Origin of the sequence: Puia sp., from assembly GCF_035546395.1 — a bacterium.
GTDB lineage: Bacteria > Bacteroidota > Bacteroidia > Chitinophagales > Chitinophagaceae > Puia.
In genome coordinates, this window is record NZ_DASZXR010000019.1 from 741,235 (window position 1) to 765,054 (window position 23,820).

15 protein-coding genes are annotated in these 23,820 nt (G+C 55.7%); 9 read left to right on the plus strand and 6 right to left on the minus strand.

Annotation, left to right across the window (positions count from 1 at the left end; all coding sequences use genetic code 11):
* Together VHE34_RS29480 and guaA are read right to left on the minus strand one after the other, a co-directional pair.
* Positions 1-1,215 carry an ABC transporter substrate-binding protein gene (locus VHE34_RS29480; RefSeq protein WP_325594856.1) on the minus strand — a complete coding sequence of 405 codons (1,215 nt, stop codon included), beginning with the start codon at positions 1,213-1,215 and terminating at the stop codon, positions 1-3.
* Position 1,216: 1 nt separating this feature from the next.
* Positions 1,217-2,770, minus strand: coding sequence for a glutamine-hydrolyzing GMP synthase (gene guaA, locus VHE34_RS29485; protein ID WP_325594858.1), 1,554 nt, complete (start codon positions 2,768-2,770; stop codon positions 1,217-1,219).
* Positions 2,771-2,826: 56 nt separating this feature from the next.
* Between guaA and VHE34_RS29490 the strand changes: the two genes are divergently transcribed.
* Both VHE34_RS29490 and VHE34_RS29495 read left to right on the plus strand, forming a co-directional pair.
* Entirely contained in the window at positions 2,827-3,567 is a 741-nt protein-coding gene (locus VHE34_RS29490) for a head GIN domain-containing protein (RefSeq protein WP_325594860.1), read from the plus strand.
* A gap of 127 nt (positions 3,568-3,694) precedes the next feature.
* Positions 3,695-4,237, plus strand: coding sequence for a hypothetical protein (locus tag VHE34_RS29495; protein WP_325594862.1), 543 nt, complete (start codon positions 3,695-3,697; stop codon positions 4,235-4,237).
* On the opposite strand, the gene pbpC is transcribed toward VHE34_RS29495, so the two are convergent.
* A complete protein-coding gene (gene pbpC, locus VHE34_RS29500) occupies positions 4,234-6,525 on the minus strand; it encodes a penicillin-binding protein 1C (RefSeq protein ID WP_325594864.1) in 2,292 nt (763 codons plus the stop codon). The two genes, VHE34_RS29495 and pbpC, sit on opposite strands and share 4 nt — an antisense overlap.
* A gap of 242 nt (positions 6,526-6,767) precedes the next feature.
* Here pbpC and VHE34_RS29505 point away from each other — a divergent pair, with 242 nt between their 5' ends.
* Positions 6,768-12,245 carry an alpha-2-macroglobulin family protein gene (locus VHE34_RS29505; RefSeq protein ID WP_325594866.1) on the plus strand — a complete coding sequence of 1,826 codons (5,478 nt, stop codon included), beginning with the start codon at positions 6,768-6,770 and terminating at the stop codon, positions 12,243-12,245.
* A 117-nt stretch (positions 12,246-12,362) separates the two neighbouring features.
* Here the strand turns inward: VHE34_RS29505 and VHE34_RS29510 are convergent, their stop codons facing one another.
* Positions 12,363-12,608, minus strand: a complete 246-nt coding sequence (locus VHE34_RS29510; RefSeq protein WP_325594868.1) for a hypothetical protein — start codon at positions 12,606-12,608, stop codon at positions 12,363-12,365.
* 324 nt (positions 12,609-12,932) lie between these two features.
* Here VHE34_RS29510 and VHE34_RS29515 point away from each other — a divergent pair, with 324 nt between their 5' ends.
* Positions 12,933-13,475, plus strand: a complete 543-nt coding sequence (locus tag VHE34_RS29515; protein WP_325594871.1) for a hypothetical protein — start codon at positions 12,933-12,935, stop codon at positions 13,473-13,475.
* 26 nt (positions 13,476-13,501) lie between these two features.
* Here the strand turns inward: VHE34_RS29515 and VHE34_RS29520 are convergent, their stop codons facing one another.
* Together VHE34_RS29520 and rpsT are read right to left on the minus strand one after the other, a co-directional pair.
* Entirely contained in the window at positions 13,502-15,226 is a 1,725-nt protein-coding gene (locus tag VHE34_RS29520) for a M14 family metallopeptidase (protein ID WP_325594873.1), read from the minus strand.
* Between the two features lie 65 nt (positions 15,227-15,291).
* Positions 15,292-15,555: a 30S ribosomal protein S20 gene (rpsT, locus tag VHE34_RS29525; protein ID WP_325594875.1), complete on the minus strand. Its 264-nt coding sequence runs from the start codon at positions 15,553-15,555 to the stop codon at positions 15,292-15,294.
* Between the two features lie 191 nt (positions 15,556-15,746).
* On the opposite strand from rpsT, the gene VHE34_RS29530 reads away from it, so the two are divergent.
* The 5 genes from VHE34_RS29530 (at position 15,747) to VHE34_RS29550 (ending at position 23,805) form a co-directional block, all read left to right on the plus strand.
* Positions 15,747-18,524, plus strand: coding sequence for a 2-oxoglutarate dehydrogenase E1 component (locus VHE34_RS29530; RefSeq protein ID WP_325594877.1), 2,778 nt, complete (start codon positions 15,747-15,749; stop codon positions 18,522-18,524).
* Between the two features lie 99 nt (positions 18,525-18,623).
* Positions 18,624-19,859, plus strand: coding sequence for a 2-oxoglutarate dehydrogenase complex dihydrolipoyllysine-residue succinyltransferase (gene odhB, locus VHE34_RS29535; RefSeq protein ID WP_325594879.1), 1,236 nt, complete (start codon positions 18,624-18,626; stop codon positions 19,857-19,859).
* Positions 19,860-19,861: 2 nt separating this feature from the next.
* Positions 19,862-21,004, plus strand: coding sequence for an Fmu (Sun) domain-containing protein (locus tag VHE34_RS29540; RefSeq protein WP_325594881.1), 1,143 nt, complete (start codon positions 19,862-19,864; stop codon positions 21,002-21,004).
* A gap of 48 nt (positions 21,005-21,052) precedes the next feature.
* On the plus strand, positions 21,053-22,420 hold the full coding sequence (locus VHE34_RS29545; RefSeq protein WP_325594883.1) for a pitrilysin family protein: 1,368 nt from the start codon (positions 21,053-21,055) through the stop codon (positions 22,418-22,420).
* Positions 22,421-22,437: 17 nt separating this feature from the next.
* Complete coding sequence (locus tag VHE34_RS29550) at positions 22,438-23,805, plus strand: pitrilysin family protein (RefSeq protein ID WP_325594884.1); 1,368 nt, start codon at positions 22,438-22,440, stop codon at positions 23,803-23,805.
* The last annotated feature ends 15 nt before the right edge of the window (positions 23,806-23,820 follow it).

The following is a 23,820-nucleotide window of genomic DNA, read 5'->3' on the forward strand; positions in this document are numbered from 1 at the left end:
TTAGTTCACTCCCACTACATTCCCATCCACTTTCCTGATAAAGTAAAGCTTCTTGTTCTCGAAGTAGTCCAGCGTCATCGGCGGCCTGGTAGAAAACACCGGCATGATCTCCAGGTCATTGAAGACCTTGAATTTCTTTTCCCCGATGCTGCCGCCAAGGTCCTTTCCATGCAGCAACAGCATTTTCGCAAACCGCCAGGCGGCCTCATATCCCCGAAACACCATATCGCTGGGACGGGAATAGAATTTTGTTTTGAAATTCTGTGTGATCAGCTTCACCAGGGTATCGGCGGGATTGATATAGAAAGGCGTGGAATAAGTTATCTCCTCGCCCGCAAATTCCGGCCTCGCGAAATCGATCCCATCCCAGGTCGGCATCCCGATGACCGTCGTATGATAGGACTTGTTCAGATACGCCAGCTGGGCGCAGATCTTTGCCGCAAAATCCTCATCGAGCGAGCCGGCAATGCATACCGTCTGCCCGGCACTGCTGTCCATATTGGCAGCCATCGCGGCGGCGCCGAAATTATCGTCCAGCGTGACATATTTTATCTTCAGCGGAACACCCGCCGTCTTCTTGTCCAATTCGGTAAAATAACCCTTCAAGCGGTCCTCCTGCGTCCCCTTCTTCCGGAAGAACACAAGCGGTTTGGTGGGATAGTTCCGCTGGAGATAGCGGTAGATGCCCTCGCAATGCGCCCGCAACGTGGAGTTGAGGATGACAAGACTGGGGTTGTTGGTGACCCCGCCGTCGTTGGGATAATTGCTGTTGATAAAGGGAATGTTCTTCTTCAACGCAGCCGCAGCCATCTGTTGCAGCTCGGTAGCGCTGCTCACTTGTGCGATCATCAACCCGGCTCCCCAGGACATCGCGCTGTCCAGCTGCTGTTGCAGCGTCATACCTGCCGAACGGGTATCATAGATGCGCACATCCAATGGAACATGCTCGGTGCCAAGAGTGTCCAGCGCCATCTGCGCCCCCTCATAAAATTCCAGCCCGGGATTGATGAACTTGGGGAAATTCTTATCGTATCGGTAGGCGCCCGTAGCATCAAACGCCGAGTCGAGATACAACGGGGCAAAAATGGCGATCATCCGCCGCGAACTGTCCACTCCCCGCCGCAGGCTATCGACCCCGTGATGCGTCGTATCCACCTGAGCCCTGACGCCCAGGCAAAAGAAGAATAACAAAGAATATAGAAATGCGCTTTTCATTCTATTCCCACTCGATGGTCGCCGGCGGCTTGCTGCTGATATCATACACCACCCTGTTGATCCCCTTCACCGAATTGATGATATCGTTGGAGATATCCGCCAGGAATGTATAAGGAAGATGCGCCCAGTCCGCCGTCATCCCGTCTACCGACGTGACGGCCCGCAAGGCAACCGTATATTCGTAGGTCCGCTCATCACCCATCACTCCTACACTCTTCACCGGCAACAGGATCGCCCCCGCCTGCCAAACCACGGAATACAACTGGTGATCTTTCAACCCCTTCACATAGACATCATCAGCTTCCTGCAATAATCGCACCTTTTCTTCGGTCACCTCGCCCAAAATTCGGATCGCCAGCCCCGGGCCGGGGAATGGATGCCGTTGTAACAGCTCATCGGGGATCCCCAACTCCGCGCCTACCCGCCGAACCTCGTCCTTGAAAAGGAACCGCAACGGCTCCACCAGCTCGAGATGCATCTTCTCCGGCAACCCGCCTACGTTATGGTGAGACTTGATCGTTACGGACGGCCCGTGAACCGACACACTCTCGATCACATCGGGATAGATCGTTCCCTGCCCCAGCAATTCCACACCGGCCACCTTCTTCGCCTCGTCCTGGAATACTTCGATAAAAAGCCGGCCGATCACCTTCCGCTTCGCTTCGGGATCGGTCTTGCCCGCCAGCTCGGTATAGAATAGTTTTTTTGCGTCGACACCCTTTACGTTGAGCCCGATCTGGTGATAGGTATTCAACACCTGCTCGAACTCGTTCTTCCGCAACACGCCGTTGTCCACAAAGATCCCATGTAACCGGTCCCCGATCGCCCGGTGGATCAGCGTCGCCGCCACCGTCGAATCCACCCCACCGCTAAGCGCCATGATCACTTTCCGGTCGCCGATCTGCTTCTTCAGCGCGGCGATCGTATCGCTCACGAAATGCGCGGGAGTCCAATCCTGTTTACAACCGCAGACATTCACCAAAAAATTCCTGATGATCTTCTTCCCCTCGATCGAATGATACACCTCGGGGTGAAACTGCAGACAATACAGTGGCTTCTCAGCCGCAGCCGTTCCATTCGAGGCCGCCCCCTTCTTAAAAGCCGCATACGGGATATTCTCCGTATTCGCCAGCACCTCGAAACCGGCCGGCAGATCCAATATCGTATCGGCATGGCTCATCCACACCTGCGACAGCTCCGTCACATCCCGCAACAACACACTGTCCTTTTGCTTATGCAACAACGCCCGGCCATATTCCCGCTTGTTCGAATTGGCCACCCGCCCGCCGAACTGCTTGGCCGTAAGCTGGGCGCCATAACAAACCCCCAGCACCGGCAGCAACCGATTCAAAGCCTGGATATCAATTTGCGGCGCATTGGCGTCATTGACCGAAAAAGGCGACCCCGAAAGGATGATCCCCTTCAGTGATGCGTCGAATTCGATGGATTTGTGGTAAGGAACGATCTCACAGTATACATTCGCCTCACGTACAGCCCTGGCGATCAATTGAGTATATTGGGAGCCAAAGTCCAGAATTAAGATCTTTTCCGTCATGGTGACGCGAAGTTACCGCAGAAAATCCTAATTTTCGCGAACCTAAAACAAACAAAATGAGAAACGCTCTTCCCAAACTCCGGTTCGCCTTGGTTCTCTCCGTCCCCCTCTTCCTCGCTTCCTGTCAGGGTATGTTCGGAAAAAGGGTGCATGGCAATGGCAACGTCCGGACCGAAGATCGCCAGGTCAGTGATTTCAAGAACGTGGAGGTCGACGGCGCAGCAAAGATCATGGTCTCCCAGGGCGATCGTTCCGCCGTTAAAATAGAGACCGACGAAAATCTCCTACAGTATATCGAGGTCAGCCAGGCAGGGGACAAGATCCATATCCACGAAAGGAAGGGTTTCAACCTGAGGCCTACAAACGGCATCCGCATTTATGTCACCTCGCCCGTGTACCACTCCATCGATGTGTCGGGCGCTTGCGACATCCTGGGCCAGACAAAGATCACCAACCCCGAAAGTCTCGAATTGCATGTCAGCGGGGCCGGCGATATAAAAATGGAAATAGACGCCCCCCAGCTTAGCGCCGAAGTCACCGGCAGCGGATCGGTCTACCTCAAAGGCCAGACCAGGGACGTCACCCTCGACCTCACCGGTGCGGCTCACGCGCATTGCTATGAGCTGCTCGCCGAGAATACAAAAGTGGACATCTCCGGCGCCGGGGATGCCGAAGTATACGCCAGCGTAAAACTGGATGCAGAGGTCAGTGGTGCGGGAAGCGTCAAGTATAAGGGAAATGCCAGCGACGTCAACCAGCACGTCAGCGGCGCCGGTAGCGTAAAGAAAGCTGAATAAACACTTTGTAGACAAACGGGAGGCCCTAGCCCCGGCTACCCCATAATCATTTACTATTGAGCGCTCGGCCTACGCCGGGCGCTCCCGTTTTAGAATCTTCTTAACGTACTATTTTCGAACTTAGTATATGCTCCGCCGAATTGTCATCGGGATTTTTCCCATTCTCCTCACCCTCAGCGCCCGGTCGCAACAGTCGCCCACAGGCGCCGCTTTGCCCGGTCCCGAAGAATTCATCAATTCCATCGACACCACCGTCATGCCCAAAGACGTCAAACAATACTATCTCATGACAGGCGCCGATTCCTGCCTGTTCGTCAAATACGACTATGACAGGTGGATACAATATGTTCTAAAAGAACCTCTCTCCATCAATGTCCTCAACGAGCTTGCGGGAAAAGTCTACCTCTCCCGATATCCCTATATCTGGCATCAGCCAAAACTGAATAAAGCCGTTTGTATCAACGGAAGACAAGCCGACTCACTCATCCGGAAGGGAAATGTCATCTTCACTGCCTCCCTTCCGCAATTCACAGACAATGGCCAATATGCGGTCATCGACTTCAATTTCCATTGCGGCAGTCTCTGCGGTCGGGGCACGACCTATGTCTTTCGTCTGACCACCACTGGCGAATGGCGTCTGATAGGGCAGTATGTCAACTGGTCGTCCTAAAGATTCACATACCTCACCCGTATCCACACATTCCGGTTCCTCCCCTTATCATCCGTACACGAGATCTTCACCGGCCCTTCCCCGGGAAAAAAGAATTCCTTCGCCCCCGCCTCCCCGCTCTTGTAGAACTTGTCGTTGATATACCAGAACACCTTCGCCACATCGTTACTCACCCGGCATCGCAACAGCAACGGCTCAGGGTCCTTCCGGTTGATCAGGTACTCACTCCCATTCGCGGGCGAGGTCACTACGGGCGCCTCTTCCCTGAATAATCTTTCACAGGCCGGATTGTGAGGCGGGATATGTTGATAGCTGATCCGGTTCATCTCGAAATATTCCTTCATTTCCGGCGGTATCACCGTATACCACTTCTTCTTGTATCCCGCGGACGGAAGACAAACCCGGCAATACGTCATCTTCTCATCAGCCGAAACGAACAGCTCCTGCCGGTTATCGCATTTCTTCGCCGTCGACACAAGCGGAATGAAATAATCCGTCACCAGGTGAGTACAGTCGTCCGTGGGCGGTAACCCCGTCTCTGAACACACCGTCCGCACATCGCAATCTTCGGGCTTGCCAAACCAGCTCGCATCATCGTCATAATCGATCGTATTGAATACGGTGAACAAAAGCGGTGTCGCCACATTGGCCCCGCTGATCTCAGGGATACCGAGGCCCGAGAAGTTGCCCACCCAGATACCCACGGTATATCGTTTATTGTACCCGATGCTCCACCCATCCCGCCGCCCGTACGAAGTGCCGGTCTTCCAGGCGATCTTTGGCAGATGCACCGTACTCTCCCAGTTGAGCGGGAAATCCGGCCGGTTCACCTTGGATAAGGTTTCATTGATCATAAAGGCCGCTGCAGGACTCAGCACCCTCACGCCCTTCCCAACGCTGTCCGTCGACACGTAGAGCGGCCGCACATACTTCCCGTCGTTGGCAAAGATGGAATAGAGACCGGTCAGCTCCTCCAGCGTCGCCCCACACCCGCCCAGGATCATCGACAACCCAAGCTTCCGCCTGTCCTTGTCCACCTGCCGGAAATCGCAATCCGTCAGCTTCCGGATCAGCCTGTCCTTGCCAAGCGCCTTCAGACTCTTCACGGCAGGAATGTTCAGCGAATGCTCCAGCGCATACTCCATCGTCACATACCCATTGAATCTTCGGTCGTAATTCTCCGGTGCATACCCATCGTAGTTCACCGGCACATCCGTGATCACCCGTTTCGGCGTCAGCAGCCCCTCGTCGATACAAAGCCCATATAATAAAGGTTTCAACGTACTTCCCGGCTGCCGGATCGCCGCCGCCCCATTTACCTGTCCGCCATCCGTGGCATCGCGGAAATCTGCGCTGCCCACATAGCTCACCACCCGGTGCGTGACATTGTCAAGGACGATCACCGCGGCGTTGCGGATATTCTTCAACGCCAGCGTCCGCGAATAATCCTTGACCAGCTTCTCCAGCTTGAGCTGCATGTTCAGCTGGATCGTGCTATGAACGATGGGGCCCCCCCTCTTCTTCAACTTCAATGCAAGCTGCGGAACAAATCCCGGTACCGCCCCCCTGGTCGCCGTCAGCGGTTCGGCCAGCGCATCCGAGATCTCTTTGTCCGTAAACACCTTTTCCTTTGCCCAGCGCCGCAGCCATCTATTTCGTTCTTCGACGATCCGGTCATTATTTTTCCCCATCACCAGCGATGTGGGCCGGTTGGGAATGATCGATAGAGCCGTGATCTCGGCCAGCGAAAGATGATCGGGGTTTTTCTTGAAATAAAGCACCGACGCAGCCTTCACCCCCTGGATATTCCCGCCGTATGGCACCTGGTTGAGATACATTTGCAGGATCTCGTCCTTCGAATATTTCCATTCCAGCTGTAACGCCCGGAACATCTCCCGCATCTTTCCCCAATACGTCCGCCTCTTTGGCTCCAACGCCCGCGCCACCTGCATCGTAATGGTCGACGCGCCGGACGTACGTCTCCTATTCACCACGTTCCGGCCAAGCGCCCGGAGCATCGCAACCGGGTTGATCCCCGGGTGATAGTAAAAATACTTGTCCTCCTTTTCCACTATCGTCTTCCTCAGCAGCGGCGAGATCTCCGCCAGCTCCGTCTTCATCCGCCATTGCTGGTCATGGGTGAGAAAAGCATGCATCACCTCCCCCTTATCGTCGGTAATGATCGTGGAATATTCGATCCGGTCCGGTAAAGGGAAGATCCGGTTTAGCAACAGGAACAACAAAAACAACACCGCCACAGAAATGCCGGTGATCTTCAGCCGACGCATAAATAGTAATTAACAAAGTCTTATCATAGCCGCGCTTGCAAAAGCGCGTTTCGTTATTGTAAATTCACGCAGGCATTTAATGCCTGCACATGCACACCCCAACCATTCCCCCCTAGCTTTTCACACTAAATTCTGTCTTTCCTAAGCCCTTCCCAAGGAAATCCAGCAATTTATTTTATTGCCTTTCGTATATTAACATTGCCTTTAAAAGCGTTATCACCTTAACTCTTATCGCCCCCCTTATGCGCCACCGATCGGGCTTTACGCCCCTCCTAACGACCGCTCTTTTCACCCTGTTCATAATCTCAGCCTGTAACCGAAGCACTGTCAGCCTGGACTACACCAACGCCAGGGACGAAGTACACCCGCTGGACAATCTCACCTTCCGCTTCGATCAGCCCCTGGTCAACGATTCCCTGCTCAACCGCTGGGACTCCACTCAATACGTGTCCTTCGAACCAAAGATACCCGGCCGCTTCCGCTGGGAACATCCCGACGAGCTGGTCTTCTCGCCGGCCCAACCCATGGCTCCCGCCACGATCTTCCACGCGAAATTGAAAAGCGATCTCCTCCAGTATAGCAAATTCGGCCGGATAAAGACAGGCGAGGACCTCGTCTTCCATACCCCCGACCTGAAACTGGAAGGCACGGGCGCCACCTGGGTACAGCTCGACGAATCCAGCACCACCGCGGTGCCGCAGATGGAATTGCAGTTCAACTACCCCGTTAACCCCAATTCCCTGAAAGATCGGCTGGCCATCCAACTGGACGGACAGCCCCTGACCTACGCCCTGCAAACCCTTTCCCCATCCGATCGCATCGCCCTCCGGCTCACCGGCCTGAAGCCGCAGGACAAGGATTTCGACATAAAATTGACGGTAGATGCCGGCCTCGTCCCCGAAGGCGGCGCCACTGGCCTGAAAGAGAAGATCGAGTCCTCCTCAGTCATTCCCTCGCCGTATGTCCTGGCTATCGGCGAGGTGACAACGGATCACGACGGCAGTACCGGCACCATTCACGTCCATACCAGCCAGCAGCTGATGGAGCAAGGCCTCGCTTCGGCCATCACCCTCAACCCCGCAATAAAATTCACCGCAACGGCAACGGACGACGGCTTCACGATACGCAGCGATAATTTCGATCAGGAAAAATCCTATACGCTCACCCTCGCCAAAGGCCTCCGCGGCCGGATCGGCGGAACCCTTCATGAAGAGTTCAGCTCAAACATCACCTTCGGTGAGCTGGCGCCTTCCATCAGCTTTGCCAATAATAAAGGGGTCTACCTTTCCGGCAAAGGAGCACAGAACATCGAAGTAAAGATCATCAATGTCCCCCGCGTCCAGGTCGTGGTTAGCAAGGTCTATGAGAACAACCTTCTCGCCGCAGCCCATTATGACTACGATCCGGCCGATCCCGCTGAAGCCCGGCGCGTGGTCATGGATACCGAAGGCGACGAAGAAGGAGGCGACGATGGATATACCAGCCGCACCAGCGACGACTTCACCTTTGGGGATGTTGTCTACACACAGGAAGTGGATACCCGCACCCTTCCCAGGTCAGGCAGCGGCGGCGGTCGCCTCCTGAACCTGAGCATCGCCGACAAACTCCCCGAATTCAAGGGCATCTATCATGTGATGATCCGGTCCCTGAAGAACTACTATGTCAGCGACAAACGGTTCGTCTCTCTCTCCGATATCGGCCTCATCGCAAAGGAAGGCCAGGAAAAGATCATCGTATTCGCCAATTCCATAAAAACTTCCAACGCCCTCCCTGGTGTCAACGTCCTCGCCTACGGAAACAACAACCAACTCCTCGGTATGGGCACCACCAGCGCCGACGGCGTGGCCGAGATCACCTATACCCGCAAAGAACTGGCCGGCTTCAAACCGGCCATGATCATCGCAAAGTCCCCCGATGATTTCAACTATCTGCCGTTCAATACCACCCGCGTCAACACCTCCCGTTTCGAGGTCGGCGGCCGGCATAGCAATCCCTCCGGACTCGATGCCTTCGTTTACCCCGAACGCGATATCTATCGTCCCGGCGAAAAAGTCAACTTCGCCCTGATCGTCCGCGATCGCAACTGGAAATCCCCCGGTGAGCTGCCGGTCAAATTGAAATTCCTCCTGCCCAACGGCAAGGAGATGAAGACTTTCCGCAAGACCCTCAATGGCCAGGGCGCCATTGCCGGCGACGTTGACATCCCCGTTTCGGCCATCACCGGCAGCTATTCTCTCGAAGTCTATACCTCCAACGACGTCCTGCTGACTACCCAGCCCTTCCGCATCGAAGAATTCGTCCCGGACCGTATCAAGGTCACCGCGAAGCTCGACAAACCCTTCCTCACCACCGGCGGTGAAGCCAGGATCGACATCCATGCCGTCAACTTCTTTGGCCCGCCTGCAGCCAATCGTAACTACGAATGCGAGATCCAGGTGAAACAGCGGGATTTCAAACCCAAAGATCACCGCAACTACGATTTCAGTCTCTCGGCTCAGAACTCGACCTCTTTCGACAAGGCAGTGCAGGAAGGCAAAACCGACGACCAGGGTAATGCGACGGAAAAATATTCCGTCCCGGATTTCTTCAGGAATATCGGCCTCCTGCAGGCTACCGTCTATACTACCGTCTTCGATGAGACCGGCCGGCCGGTCAGCCGCAGCAGCTCGATCGATATTTATACACAATCCGTTTTTCTGGGGTTAGCCGACGACGGATATTACTTCTATCCGCTGAACCAGACCGTTCAGTTCCCGCTCATCGCACTGGATAAAAACGAAAAGGTCCTCGCCTCGGCGAACGCCCGAGTCGAGGTCATCAAACACGAATACCGCACCGTCCTTAAAAAAAGCGGCAACTATTTCCGGTATGAGTCACAACAGGAAGACAAACAGATCACCGCGGGCGCCATCAACGTCGGCGGAGAGAACACCCACTATGACTTCACACCCCGTAGCCCCGGCCATTATGAGGTCCGCGTCTCCATCCCCGGCGCAAACACCTACGTCAGCCGCCACTTCTACAGCTTTGGCGCCTGGGGCGGCGATAACAATTCTTTCGAGGTCAATAACGAAGGACATGTCGATATCACCGTCGAAAAGCCCGGCTACTATACCGGGGAAACCGTCACAGCCTTCTTCAAGACTCCGTTCAGCGGCCGCATGCTGGTGACCATGGAGACCGACAAGGTCATCTCCTATAAATATGTGGATGTCGACAAACGTACCGCCTCGCTCCAGTTGCCGCTGACGGCGGATGCAGTCCCCAACGTGTATATTACGGCCACCCTGATAAAACCCCATGAGGTCTCCGACATCCCGCTGACCGTTGCACATGGTTATCAATCGGTAAAAGTGGAAGCGAAGGACCGGCACATCCCCGTCGAGATCCTCGCGCAGGAAAAAGTTCGTAGCCATACCCATCAACGGGTGCGGGTCAAGGCTATCCCCGGTAGCCAGGTCACCCTCGCCGCGGTGGACAACGGCGTCCTGCAGGTGACGGACTTCACAACCCCCGACCCATACACCCACTTCTATGCAAAAAGAGCCCTCGAAGTAAGCGGCTACGATCTCTATCCGCTTCTCTTCCCCGAAGTCAAACCCACGCTCAGCAGCACCGGCGGCGACGGCGAAACCGATATGAAGAAGCGGGTGAACCCCATGCCGGCGAAAAGAATAAAGATCGTTTCTTATTGGAGTGGGATCGCCACCGCCAACAGCAGCGGGGAAGCGGAATTCGAATTCGATATCCCCCAGTTCTCCGGCCAGGTACGCCTCATGGCGGTAGCCTGCAAGGACGATCGCTTCGGATCAAAGGAGTCCGCGATCACGGTCGCCGATCCCATCGTGCTTAGCTCGGCCCTGCCCCGCTTCATGAGCCCCGGCGACACCGTAACCATGCCGGTGACCATCACCAATACTACCGGCAGTTCCGCGAGCGCGACGGCAAAGCTGAAGCTCAGCGGCGCCCTCCGCACCATCGGCGACGACCAGCAATCCCTTAGCATCCCCGCCGGCAACGAAGGCCGGGCTACCTTCCAGATCGTCGCATCCCCCGCCATCGGCACCGGCAAAGTCATCGTGGACGTGAACAGTATGAACGAACGCTTTACCGATGAAACCGAGGTCGGTATCCGGCCCTCCGCACCGCTGCAGAAGCTGACGGGCGCCGGCGCGATCGCCGGCGGCAGCACCCAGGCGATAACCCTGGCCACCGGTGACTTCATTCCCTCTTCGATAGATTACAACCTCGTGGTCAGCCGCTCACCTGCCGCAGAATTCGGCAAATATCTCAACTGGCTCGTCGAATACCCCTATGGCTGTACCGAACAAACGGTATCCGCCGCCTTCCCGCAACTGTACTTTAGCGACCTCGCCGACCTGGTGCAGGGACCGAACGTCAACAGATCCCAGCGTTCCTCCGCCAATTACAATATCCTCGAGGCGATACGCAAGATAAAAATGCGGCAACTGTATAACGGCGCCGTCACTCTCTGGGACAACGAAGACACGGAGAACTGGTGGGCTACCGTCTACTCAGCCCATTTCCTGCTCGAAGCCCAAAAGGCGGGCTTCGATGTCGACAAAGGATTGATCAGCACCATGCTCGGGTATATCAATAGCCGCGTGAAACACCGGGAAACTGTTGTATATCACTATAACCGCGATCAGGAAAGACGCATCGTTCCAAAGGAAATGATCTATGGTCTCTATGTCCTCGCCCTGGCAGGCCAGCCGAATGTCAGTACCATGAATTATTACAAGACAGCCCCCTCCCAGCTCAGCCTCGACTGTAAATACCTGCTTGCCGCGGCCTATTCCCTCGCGGGCGACAAAAAAAGCTTTCGCGAATTCCTGCCCGCTCAGTTTGCGGGCGAGGAATCCCTCCCCCAGACGGGCGGCAGCTTCTACTCCGATATCCGCGACGAATCCATCGCCCTCGACGTATTGGTGGACGTCGATCCCGGCAACCCGCAGATTCCTGTCATGCAGAAGCACGTCGTCGACAAGTTGAAACAACGTTCCTGGTGGAGCACCCAGGAGATCGCCTTCAGCTTCCTGGCCCTTGGCAAGATCGCCCACAAGGACGCCGGCTCCACCGCCACCGGCGACATTCGGGTCGACGGCCGCGTCATCGGCTCGATGACGGGCAACCCGGTAAAATTCACGACAAGACAACTCGCCCCCGCCCACAACGGCCAACCTCGCGTCGACATCGCCACCCACGGCCAGGGCAAACTCTATTATTTCTGGGAAGTGGAAGGAATCAGCGCATCCGGCGCCTATAAGGAAGAAGATAATTTCCTGCGGGTCCGCAAACGGTTCTTCGACCGCTACGGCCGCCCCCTCACCGGCAACACGTTCAAACAAAATGACCTCATCATCGTACAGCTCACCCTCGAACGCACCTTCAGCACCGACGTCGACAACATCGTCATCACCGACATGCTCCCCGCCGGCTTCGAGATCGAGAACCCCCGCACAAAAGAACTTCCCGGCATGGACTGGATAAAGGACGACCGCACCCCCACCGCACTCGACGTCCGCGACGATCGCATCAACCTCTTCGTCGACCTCCAATCCATGCGCCAAACCTACTACTATGCCGTCCGCGCCGTCTCCCCCGGTATCTATCACATGGGGCCCGTCAGCGCCGACGCAATGTACAATGGCGAATATCACAGCTACAACGGCGCCGGAACCATCCGCGTGACGCAATAACCCTCAGAAGCGGGTCCGCCCTGGGCGGACCCGCCCTTTTAAAACGATTGTTCCTGAGGGCCCGCTCGAAGGTCCTCAAAAAAGCATTGCAGCAATCCCCACCGCCGCCGCCATTTGTCAGAAGAACGGCGGAAACCCCATCAAAAACTCCTCGATCTCCTCCTTCGTCACCCCCGGATGGATCACCTCCAGCTTCACCACCTGCTCCTCCGCATCATAATAAGCCGCATATTGCTCATTGGCCACATGCAGCTGATGCCGCGTCGTGTCCGGCTGCATATCGTACTGCTGGCTAAGCCGGTTAATGATCGTTACCGCTTCCATCTGATCCCCGACGGGGATGCGTTTTATTTCTGTTGCCATAAGTCGTCAAAATTTGCCGTTTACCAGCCAAATGGTTGGAACTACTATTTAAACAGCTGCAAATCCCACGCCCCCGCTCCCTCCCGCCTGGCTTAAGAGGTTGCTTTTCCTGCCTGCTATGGGTAAAAGGCTATTCGTCGATTTATTGTTAGGGAATGTTCGTGTAAACCTTTATTTTTATCAGGAGATCTACTTCAGGGATTAGGAGATTCACGCCGTGTTTTTACTATCCAAAAGTCGGTCCTGGATTTTGCGGAACTAATTGTCAGGTAAAATAGAATATATAGATTTTATCTTTGTAATTTTACTCTTTAAATCTATAGCATGAAGCTTTTTGTAGCAGGTCTTCCCTCCGATTTCGATGATGTCGACCTGAAAGAAATGTTTGAGTTATATGGCACGGTGAATTTTGCGAAAGTGGTGATGGATAGGGAGACTGGGAAGAGCAAAGGCTTCGGGTTTGTAGATATGCCCGATGAAACAGAAGCCAAAGGCGCGATCGAGACCTTGGATAACGCGTCCATCCGCGGAAAGAAGATGGCCGTAAAAGAGGCCGATGAACAAAATCGTGGCGGCGGCGATCGTGGTGATCGGGGCGACCGCGGAGGTGGCGGCGGCTATCGCGGCGGCGGCGGCGGTGGTGGATATCGTGGCGGCGGTGGAGGCGGCGGTTACCGCGGTGGCGGCGGCGGAGGAGGATACCGTGGAGGTGGTGATCGGGGCGGCAGTGGCGGCTACGGCGGCGGCGATCGGGGCGGCAGCGGTGGATATGGTGGTGGTGGCGATCGGGGAGATCGCGGCGACCGTGGAGGTGGCGGAGACCGCGGTGGCTATCGCGGCGGCGGCGATCGGGACAGAAGATATTAAGATAAAATATACAAAAAGGGGCGCTTTTAACGCCCCTTTGTTATTCTATACACGGGGTATCTCATATGCTCCGGCTCATAATACGGCGAATGCCGGTACACAAAATTCAGCTGCTGCCGAGCATCCTTCGCAAACGCCGGGTCCGCCTTCCGCTTCGCCTCCAGCTCCTCCCGTAGTGCCGGATGATCGGTTAACCACTGCTCGGCCACATCCTCCCACCGGTAAGCACTGTATCCCTCCTTCTGCTGCAGGATGGCATCAAAGAAATTCCACGCAAAATAGGAGTCCTCACCCGTAGGCTCCAGCATCTCCACCAGGAACCGCCTCGCATCCTGGTCCGTCGGGATCAGGTAGTCACCGCGGCGCAGCCGCACCGTATCCCGCGACGCCGTCACCCGGATCGCCGTATTCTTATGATGCTTCTCATAAGCCCGCCCCCCGGAGGTATACCCGGCAATATGATAAACTTCCACATCCACCGTCGAATCGGCGCCAAGCCGCCGCATCCTCACCCCATTCAACTGAAGCAATTCGATGACATCATTCCAACCTTGCGGGATAAGGTAGGCCTCGGGCACGGAGACCGCAGCATCACTCGCAAAACAGTCGTAGAACCGCACCTTTTTCTCGTAAGGCTGCCGGTGATCGTAGGATAGCCTCGGCAGCCCCGTTACCCCGCTGGTTTTTTCAACCGCCAGGTAACCCCGAAAATTCAGTTCGTCCCACCGCGTGGTATCCACCTTCCAGTCCAGCGGAAGCCGGGCGCTGTCCCGGTCGGCCGCAATGTCATGGGCCCGGTGCGCCAGCAGCTCATCAGCATGAGCCGACACGGACCCGATCATCGTTTGTAGCAGGGCGTAAGTCGACCGCACCCGGTCGTTAAAAGGTTTTAGCATATGCGTCTCCGGCATAAAGGCCATCGTATGGAACAACGCCGCATATCCGCTCGAATACCGCGGCTCGTCGTAGAATCCTTCCCAGCCCCGGTCCGGATTACCCTCTTCAAAATCCACATAGGGCGTCATCGGCCAGCCCCTCTTCTCCATAATGGCAAACAGCTCGGGCTGGAAAACGTCATGCAAATAGGTTCCCAATTCACCCCCGAGTTTGTTCCACTGAGTCGCCAGCAAGGTCATAGTGTATTGATAGTCAGCACCATCACTCACATGGTTATCGATTTGAAGAACCGGGTCCACCCAGTGGAAAATGGCTGCGAAGCTTCTCGCATTACGACTGTCGCTCTTGGTAAAATCCCGGTTCAGGTCCAGGTTCTGCGCATTCCCCCGGAAACCATAGGCAACAGGCCCGTTCTGGTTCACCCGCGAAAAAGAACCCCGGTTCAGCGCACCCCCGATGTTATACAGCGGGATCACGGCCAACGCCACGTTATCCGGCAGCTTTACCTTCCCCGCTACCAGGTCCCGCAACAGCAACATGCTGGCGTCAATCCCATCAGGCTCCCCGGGGTGGATACCATTGTTAATGAGGATCACCGCTTTATGCTTCCGGTGCCAGATCGCCGGGTCAGCGGTGCCGTCATTGGAATAAAGCACCAGGTGGTAGGGATAGCCGGCATCACTCATCCCCATCACCCGGATCGAGAGGGCAGGGGAGAGCTTGTCCAGCTGTTGATAAAAGGCGATGCATTCGGAATAAGTGGCAGTCTGTGTTCCGCCGCTTCGCTCAAATGGCGTTTGGGGACCCTGTGCAACCGCAAAAAGCGGGAACATCAGCGGGAGTAATCTTCTCATAGGGCGCAAAATAACAAAAGACCGTCCTTGGACGATCTTTTGTCAACAAACTATTTTACAACGAATTATTTCGCGGCGGCAAGAGCATTCACCTTCTTGGCCAGCTTGCTCTTCAGATTGGCAGCCTTATTCTTGTGAATAACGCCCTTCTTGGCCAACTTGTCGATCATGGACGCAACATCAGGCATCTTCTCCCCTGCTTCCTTCTGCTCCTTGATCGCCCTCAGATCACGAATCGCATTACGGGTGGTTTTACCATTGTACCGGTTGCGATCCCTGCGCTTTTCGGCTTGCCTTACATCTTTTTTGGTTGCCTTGTGATTTGCCATGAACTCGATTTTTTACTTGCGGACGGCAAAGGTAAGCCGCCACACGGGATTTGCCAAATAAATGTGTGCTTTTCTTAGCAAAATATTACCATAATCCATCAAAATCATGGCCTTTGGCAACTATTTTTGAACGATATTTGTAGGCCGATTTTCGACCGGGCTTGACCCGATCGCCATAACAGCATCTTTCTATGAAGGACTTTTCATTTATCACCAACTCTCACCCCAGTTACATCGAGGGTCTCTACCAGGATTATGTGAAGAACCCCGAAACAGTGGACCCGGAATTCAGGAAATTTTTTGAAGGTTTCGATTTCGCCGTCACCCAGGGCAAAGCCACGGCAAACGGCGCCGCTTCCAATGGCTCCGTCAACGGTACCGCCACAAAAGCCTACACCACAGCCGACGGCGTCGATTGGAAAAAAGAGCTCGGCGCTTACCGCCTCATTCTCGGCTATCGCAATAAAGGCCACCTGCTGGCAAAAACCAACCCCATCCGTCCCCGTAAGGATCGCGGCGCCAATGTCGACCTGCCCTTCTACGGCTTCACCGAGGAAGATCTCGACAAAAGCTTCTTCGCCGGCAACCTCATCGGCCTGGGCACCACCACCCTCCGCAATATCCTGACCCATATCCAAAAGACCTATGCCGGTCACGTCGGCATCGAATTCAAATACATCAGCGACCAGAAAAAGATCGACTGGATCACCAACGAGATGGAGAAGAAATTTCTCAACCCCCTCCCGTTGCAAAAGAAAAGACGCATCCTCGAAAAGCTCAACCAGGGCGTCATGTTCGAGAAATTCCTCCACACCAAATACATCGGGCAGAAGCGATTCTCCCTCGAAGGCGGTGAAGCGACTATCGCGGCCCTCGACACCATCATCAATACCGCCGCCGCCAACTCCGTACAGGAAGTGGTCATCGGCATGGCCCATCGCGGCCGCCTCAACGTACTGGCCAATATCATGGGCAAGACCTATGAGCAGATCTTCAGCGAATTTGAAGGCACCGCCAAACCCGACCAGACCATGGGCAGCGGCGACGTAAAATATCACATGGGTTATGGCAGCGTAGTACAGACCGATACCGACAAAACGGTCTACCTCAAGCTCATGCCCAATCCCTCGCATCTCGAAACCGTCGACCCCGTCGTCGAAGGCTTCGCACGCGCAAAGGCCGATATCCTCTACCAGAGCGATTACGACAAGATGCTCCCCATCCTAATCCATGGGGACGCCTCCATCGCCGGCCAGGGCGTCGTCTATGAAGTCCTCCAGATGAGCAATCTCAAAGGCTATTATACCGGCGGCACCATGCACTTCGTCATCAACAACCAGATCGGCTTCACCACCGATTTCGATGACGCCCGTAGCTCCGACTACTGCACCTCGCTCGCCGCCGCCATCCAGGCCCCGGTATTCCACGTCAACGGCGACGATGCCGAAGCCGTCGTCAAATGCGCCGATATCGCCACCCGCTACCGGCAGGAGTTCAACTCCGACGTCTTCATCGACATGGTCTGCTACCGCCGCCATGGCCACAACGAAGGCGACGACCCCAAGTTCACCCAACCCCATCTCTATGCGCTGATCGATCAACACCCCAATCCCCGGGAGGTCTATACCCAATACCTCATCGATCACGGAGAGGCCGATGCGAAAGATCTCGCAAAGGAAATGGAGAAGAAATTCTGGGCCGATCTGCAGGAACGCCTCGACGAAGTAAAGCAGAATCCCCTGCCTTATAAATACCAACAGCCTGAGATCGCCTGGCAAAGCCTCCGCAAAGCAAAAAACGAAGATTTTGACCAGTCCCCGGCTACCGGCATCAGTGAAGCCGACTTTAAAAAGATTTTCGACGCCATCATGTCCTGGCCCGAATCCTTCAAACCCCTACGCAAGGTGGAGAAGCTGTTGCAGGACAAGAGTAAGCTCTTCAACGACGAAGGTAAGGTCGACTGGGCCACCGGCGAGCTGCTCGCCTATGGCAGCCTCCTGCTGGAAGGCAAGGATGTCCGCATGAGCGGCCAGGATGTCCAGCGCGGCACCTTCTCTCATCGCCACGCCGTCCTCCGCGACGAGAACACCGATGAACTGTACAACCGGCTCAGCCGCCTGCCCGATGCAAAAGGCGAGTTCCGCATCTACAATTCCTTGCTCAGCGAATACGCCGTTCTGGGCTTCGAATACGGCTACGCCCTGGCCAACCCCAATGCCCTCGTCCTCTGGGAGGCCCAGTTCGGCGACTTCAGCAACGGCGCCCAGATCATCATCGATCAGTTCGTCGCCGCGGCCGAAACGAAATGGCAGCGCATGAACGGCGTGACAATGCTCCTGCCCCACGGCTACGAAGGCCAGGGGCCCGAACACAGCAGCGCCCGCATGGAACGCTTCCTCCTGCTTTGCGCAGAGAACAATATCGTAGTCACCGATATCACCACCTCCGCTAACCTCTTCCACGCCTTCCGCCGCCAGCTTACCTGGCCCTTCCGGAAGCCGTTGATCAACTTCTCGCCCAAGGCCAATCTTCGCCATCCCGGCACCTATTCCAAAATGGCGGAATTCACCACCGGCGGCTTCAAAGAGGTTATCGACGATTCTTTCGTCGAAAATGCCCACGATGTAAAGAAGGTCCTCTTCTGCAGCGGTAAAGTCTACTTCGATCTGGCCGAACGCCAGCTGAAGGACAACCGCAAGGACGTGGCCATCGTCCGGCTCGAACAACTCTACCCACTGCCGGCGCTGCAACTGGAGCATCTGTACAAGAAATATAGCCAGGCTGCTACCTGGTTCTGGGTCCAGGAAGAGCCGCTCAACATGGGCGCCGCCTCCTTCCTCCAGATGAACCTCAAAAGCATCAACTACGGAGTCATCAGCCGCCAGCCCAGCGCCGCAACAGCCACCGGTTACTCCAAGGTCCACGCACAGGAGCAGGCCGAGATCATAGAAACGGCGTTCACCATATAGGGCCACAGGCCCTATGGCCGAAGGCCCAACATTAACGCTTCACAAACGGTGAACCGCAGGTTCACAACCAGTAAGAAAAGAAAAGTGTAATTTTGAAAAATGATTGATATAAAAGTCCCGGCAGTAGGCGAATCCATCAACGAAGTAACCCTCGTAAAATGGCTCAAACAGGAAGGTCAGTATGTCGAACGAGACGAAGTCATAGCAGAACTCGAAAGCGAAAAAGCAACCTTCGAAGTCAACGCCGAAAAGGCCGGCACCCTTAAAACCGTAGGCAAGGAAGGCGATACCCTCAAGATCGGCGACGTCGTCGCCCGGATCGACGAGACCGCAGCCCGCCCCGAAGGCCAGGCAGCCCCCGCGGAAAAGCCCGCCGCTGCCCCCGCCCCCGCAAACAACGGCGCCGCCCAACCCGCCGCAACACAAGCACCCGTAACCGCAATATCCAACGATATCAAGGCAACCCCCGTTGCCGCCGCCATCATCACCGACAAAAAGATCGATGCTGGCAGCATAACCCCCACCGGCACCGGCGGCAAGATCCTCAAGAACGATGTCCTCGAAGCCCTGGCCCACCCCGGCCGCGCCATCGGCAAGGAACTCTTCACCCGCAACGACCGCCGCGAGAAGATGAGCAATCTCCGCAAGACCGTCTCCCGCCGCCTCGTCGAAGCAAAGAACACCACGGCCATGCTCACCACCTTCAACGAGGTGGACATGAGCGCCATCATGGCCCTCCGCACAAAATATAAGGACAAATTCAAAGAAAAGCACGGGGTCAACCTCGGCTTCATGAGCTTCTTCACAAAGGCTACCTGCTATGCCCTGCAGGAATGGCCCGCCGTCAACGCCTATATCGATGGCGACGAGCTCGTTTATCACGACTATTGCGACATCTCCATCGCCGTGTCCGCCCCCAAAGGCCTCGTCGTCCCGGTCATCCGCAACGCCGAAAGCCTCAGCATGGCCGATATCGAAAAGAAGGTCGTCGAACTCGCCACCAAGGCCCGCGACAACAAGCTCTCCATGGAAGAGATGCAGGGCGGTACCTTTACCATCACCAATGGCGGTGTCTTCGGCAGCCTGATGTCCACCCCCATCATCAACATCCCCCAATCCGCCATCCTCGGAATGCACAAGATCGAAGAACGGGCCGTCGTCGCGGGCGGTCAGATCGTCGTCCGCCCCATGATGTACCTGGCCGTCTCCTATGACCACCGCATCATCGACGGCCGCGAATCCGTCAGCTTCCTCGTCAGGATCAAGGAACTCCTCGAAAATCCCGACCAGCTCCTCTTCGGCAAAGACCCCGTGAAGGCCCTGCTCGAACTATAGTAGTGAAATACGAAAACCAGCTTAGGTACGCCACCCAGATCATCGACACCTACCGGGGTGACATCCCCCTGCATACCTGGCTGAAAGACTATTTCCGCGCAAATAAACAAATGGGTTCGCGCGACCGTAAACAGCTGTCCACCCTCGTCTACAGCTTCTATCGCCTTGGCCACGCCGCCGCCCATCAAAGCGTAAAAGACCGCCTCATCACCGGCCTCTTCCTCTGCACAAACCAACCCACCGAATTCCTCGCCCATTTCAACCAGGAATACAACGCGGCGATCACAAACCCACTGCAGGAGAAGCTCCCAAAAACCGATATCAACGTAACCGACATCTTCCCCTGGAAAGACGAGCTCTCACCGGCAATCGATCATAAAGCCTTCTGCCTCTCCTTCCTCCGCCAACCCGACCTCTTCCTCCGCATCCGCCCCGGCCAGGAAACCGCCGTCAGATCAAAGCTCGCCGAAACCGGGCAAACCGAATTCATCCCCCCCGCAGCCATGCGCCTCCCCAATGGCTTCAAAGTCGAAGACCACCTCACCCCCGACAAAGAAGTCGTCATCCAGGACCTCAGCTCCCAAAAAGTCGCCGAATTCCTCCAATCGCAACCAACGCCCCACACCTTCTGGGACGCCTGCGCCGCAAGCGGCGGCAAATCCATCCTCGCTCATGACCTCTACCCCGACATGGATCTCACAGTCTCCGACATCCGCGAATCCATCTTGAACAACCTCCGCACCCGCTTCGCCGCCGCAGGGATCAAAAAATACCACGCCTTCATCGCCGATCTCACCCAGGAACACCCAAAGTCACTCCCCGTCGCCCATCTCGTCCTCGCCGACGTCCCCTGCACCGGCAGCGGCACCTGGGGCCGAACCCCCGAAGACCTCTTCTTCTTCGACCCCCGAAAGATCAACAACTACCCAATCACCCAGCGCAAGATCCTCACCAACATCGCCTCCCGCCTCGCCCCCGGCGCTACGCTCGTTTACTGCACCTGCTCCGTCTTCAAAAAGGAGAACGAAGAAATGGTCACCTTCCTGCAAGAAGCCTTCAACCTCCAACCCGAAAGGACAGAAAATCTCATCGGCTATCCCCACCGCGCTGATACCCTCTTCGCTTCCCGCTTATCAAAATTGTAAGGATTGTTCGGCTCATTTTGCTAATTTCCGCTATATAACCTACGTTCTATGCACCCAAAACTAGCACTCCTCCCATCCCTCTTTCTCTCCATCGCGACCATCGCCCAACCCCGCCTCCCCGAAGGCTACTTCTGGGAAAAGCTGGACAACGGCCTCGAAGTCGTCGCCATCGAGAAACCCAAGGTGCCCCTCGCCACTATCGAGATCGCCGTCAGGAACGGCGCCTACACCGAAGGCCCCGAATACAGTGGCCTGTCCCACCTGTTCGAACACATGTTCTTTAAGGCCAACAAGGATTACCCCTCGCAGGAAAAACTGCTGAAAAGAACACAGGAACTGGGCGCCATATGGAATGGCACCACGGGCGTCGAACGGGTCAACTATTTCTTCACCTTCGACCATGACAGCCTCGAAGCCGGCCTGAAATTCATCAATGCCGCCATCCGCTTTCCCGTCTACCGGCAAGAGGACATGGCGAAAGAACGGCCGGTCGTAGACGGTGAATTCCAACGCGCCGAAAGCGATCCGGGCTTCCAGATCTGGTACGAATGCCAGAAAAAACTCTGGGGTGACCTCATCACCCGCAAAATGCCCATCGGCATCCACGAGGTCATCAACACCGCCACTCCCGAAAAGATGATGGTCATCAAGGACAAATATTATTATCCCAACAACTCCATCCTCGTCATCTGTGGTGATATCCATCACGAGGCCGCCTTCGGCATGGCAAAGGCGATCTTCGGCGACTGGGCCAGCAGCGGCTTCGACCCGTTCGTAAAATATCCCATCCCCGAGTTCACCCCCCTGGCCGCTACCCAGTACTTCGTAAAGGAATCCTCCATCGCCCAGACACCCTATGAGATGTACTGGTGGCAGGGACCCGACTATAGGAACGATTCGGCAGCAACGGTCGCCGCCGACGTCTTCTCCACCATCCTCGGGATGAACTCTTCCAAATGGCAACAAGCCCTCACCGACAAAGGCCTGGCAACCGCCGCCCAGGTCGGCTATACCACCTCCCGCTATGTCGGCCCCATCAACATATTCGTGGTCCCCAATCCCAATAAGCTCAAGGAATGCAACGACGAGATCCTCCGCCAGATAAAAATGTGGGCCGATGACGACTATTTCACCGACGAACAGCTCCAGGACGCCAAGCAGATCATGCGCCGCAACGATATTCGCAACAATGAAAAGCCGTCCGATCTCCCCCACCAGCTCACCTTCTACTGGACCAGCGCCTCACTCGACTATGGAACGGACTATATCAACAATTGTATGAAGGTCACCCGCGCGGATATAAAGCGGTATCTCTCCACCTATGTCATCGGGAAACCCTATGTCGCCGGGATGATCATCAACCCCGAAATGAACAAGGCCACAAAGGCTTCCGAGAATTTCAAACCTAATCTCTAATTGTAAACCGCTGCAACATGCAACCTCTCGCTTTCTATACAAAGACCCTGCCCCTGCTGGCATCGGCGCTTCTTTCCCTCCCCACCTTCGCTCAATCGAAAAAAGCTCCCTATGATATGACCATCCAGGGGGTAAAGGTCATCGTCCAGCCCAGCGGCAACGAGATCGTCGAGATCAAGACCCTGATCAAAGGCGGCGTCCAGAATTATCCGGCCGATAAAGCCGGTATTGAAAGCCTGGCCATGAATGCCCTCGTCGAATGCGGCACCACGAAAGACAGCAAGAACAGCTTCAAGGACAAACTGGACAAGGTCAGCGCCCAGATGTCCAGCGACGCCGGCCGCGATTATTCCAGCCTCACTATGAACTGCATCCGCAGCGATTTTCAAACGGTCTGGCCCCTCTACGTCGATGCGCTCACCAACCCGCTTTTCGACGAAAAAGAATTCCAGCGCATCCACCAGGATGCCATCAACATCCTCAAGGCCCAGGCCTCACAGCCGGACTATTCCATCGACAAGCTGGCCCATGAGACGGCTTTTGCCGGCCGCGACTACGCCAAATCCCCCGAGGGTACGGAAGCCACCGTTACCAAATTGAACGTCGCCGAAACAAAGGCCTACTATCGTTCGATCCTTACCCGGTCGAGAATGCTCATCGTCGTCGTCGGCGAGATCGATCGATCCGAACTCGAGCAAAAGGTCGGCGCCCTGCTCGCGGCAATCCCCGCCGGCGCGCCGTTCACCCTGAAAAGAGAACGATTCGACCCCACCCACAATTCTTTTAAAGCCGAGAAGAAAGCCCTGGCCACCAACTATATCCAGGGCCTGACCCCGGCTCCGCTGCCCGGCACGGCCGACTTTAACGCCTTCTCCCTCGCCGCACGCATCTTCTACGACCGCCACTTCCTCGAAGTGCGCACCAATAACGGCCTGTCCTATGCCCCCGCTACCTGGTTCGACGGCGGCCTTTCTCCCAGCTTCAATATCTCCGTCTCGACCACGGACCCCAACAAGTACGCCGCCGTGCTCAAAGCATTGATAGAAAAGACAAAAAAACAAGGTTTTACCGCCGAAGAAGTGAAGAATATGAAGACCACCTATCTGACCGGCACCTACTACCGGCAGGAGACTAACGGCGCTCAGGCCTCCGCATTGGCCGCCAATGAGGTCCTGCACAACAACTGGCGCCGGGCGATCACCCTCAATGAAGATCTGAAAAAAGTATCCGTCGATGACGTGAACCGCGCGTTCAATAAATATCTGACACATGTCACCTGGGTTTTCCAGGGAGACCCGACAAAGGCTGCGGCCGACCTGTACACGCAGGTAATGCCCACGGCCGAAAAGCTGCCGGCCTCAAAGCTGTCCACACAAAAGAATTAAGGAAGGCGCAAAGAA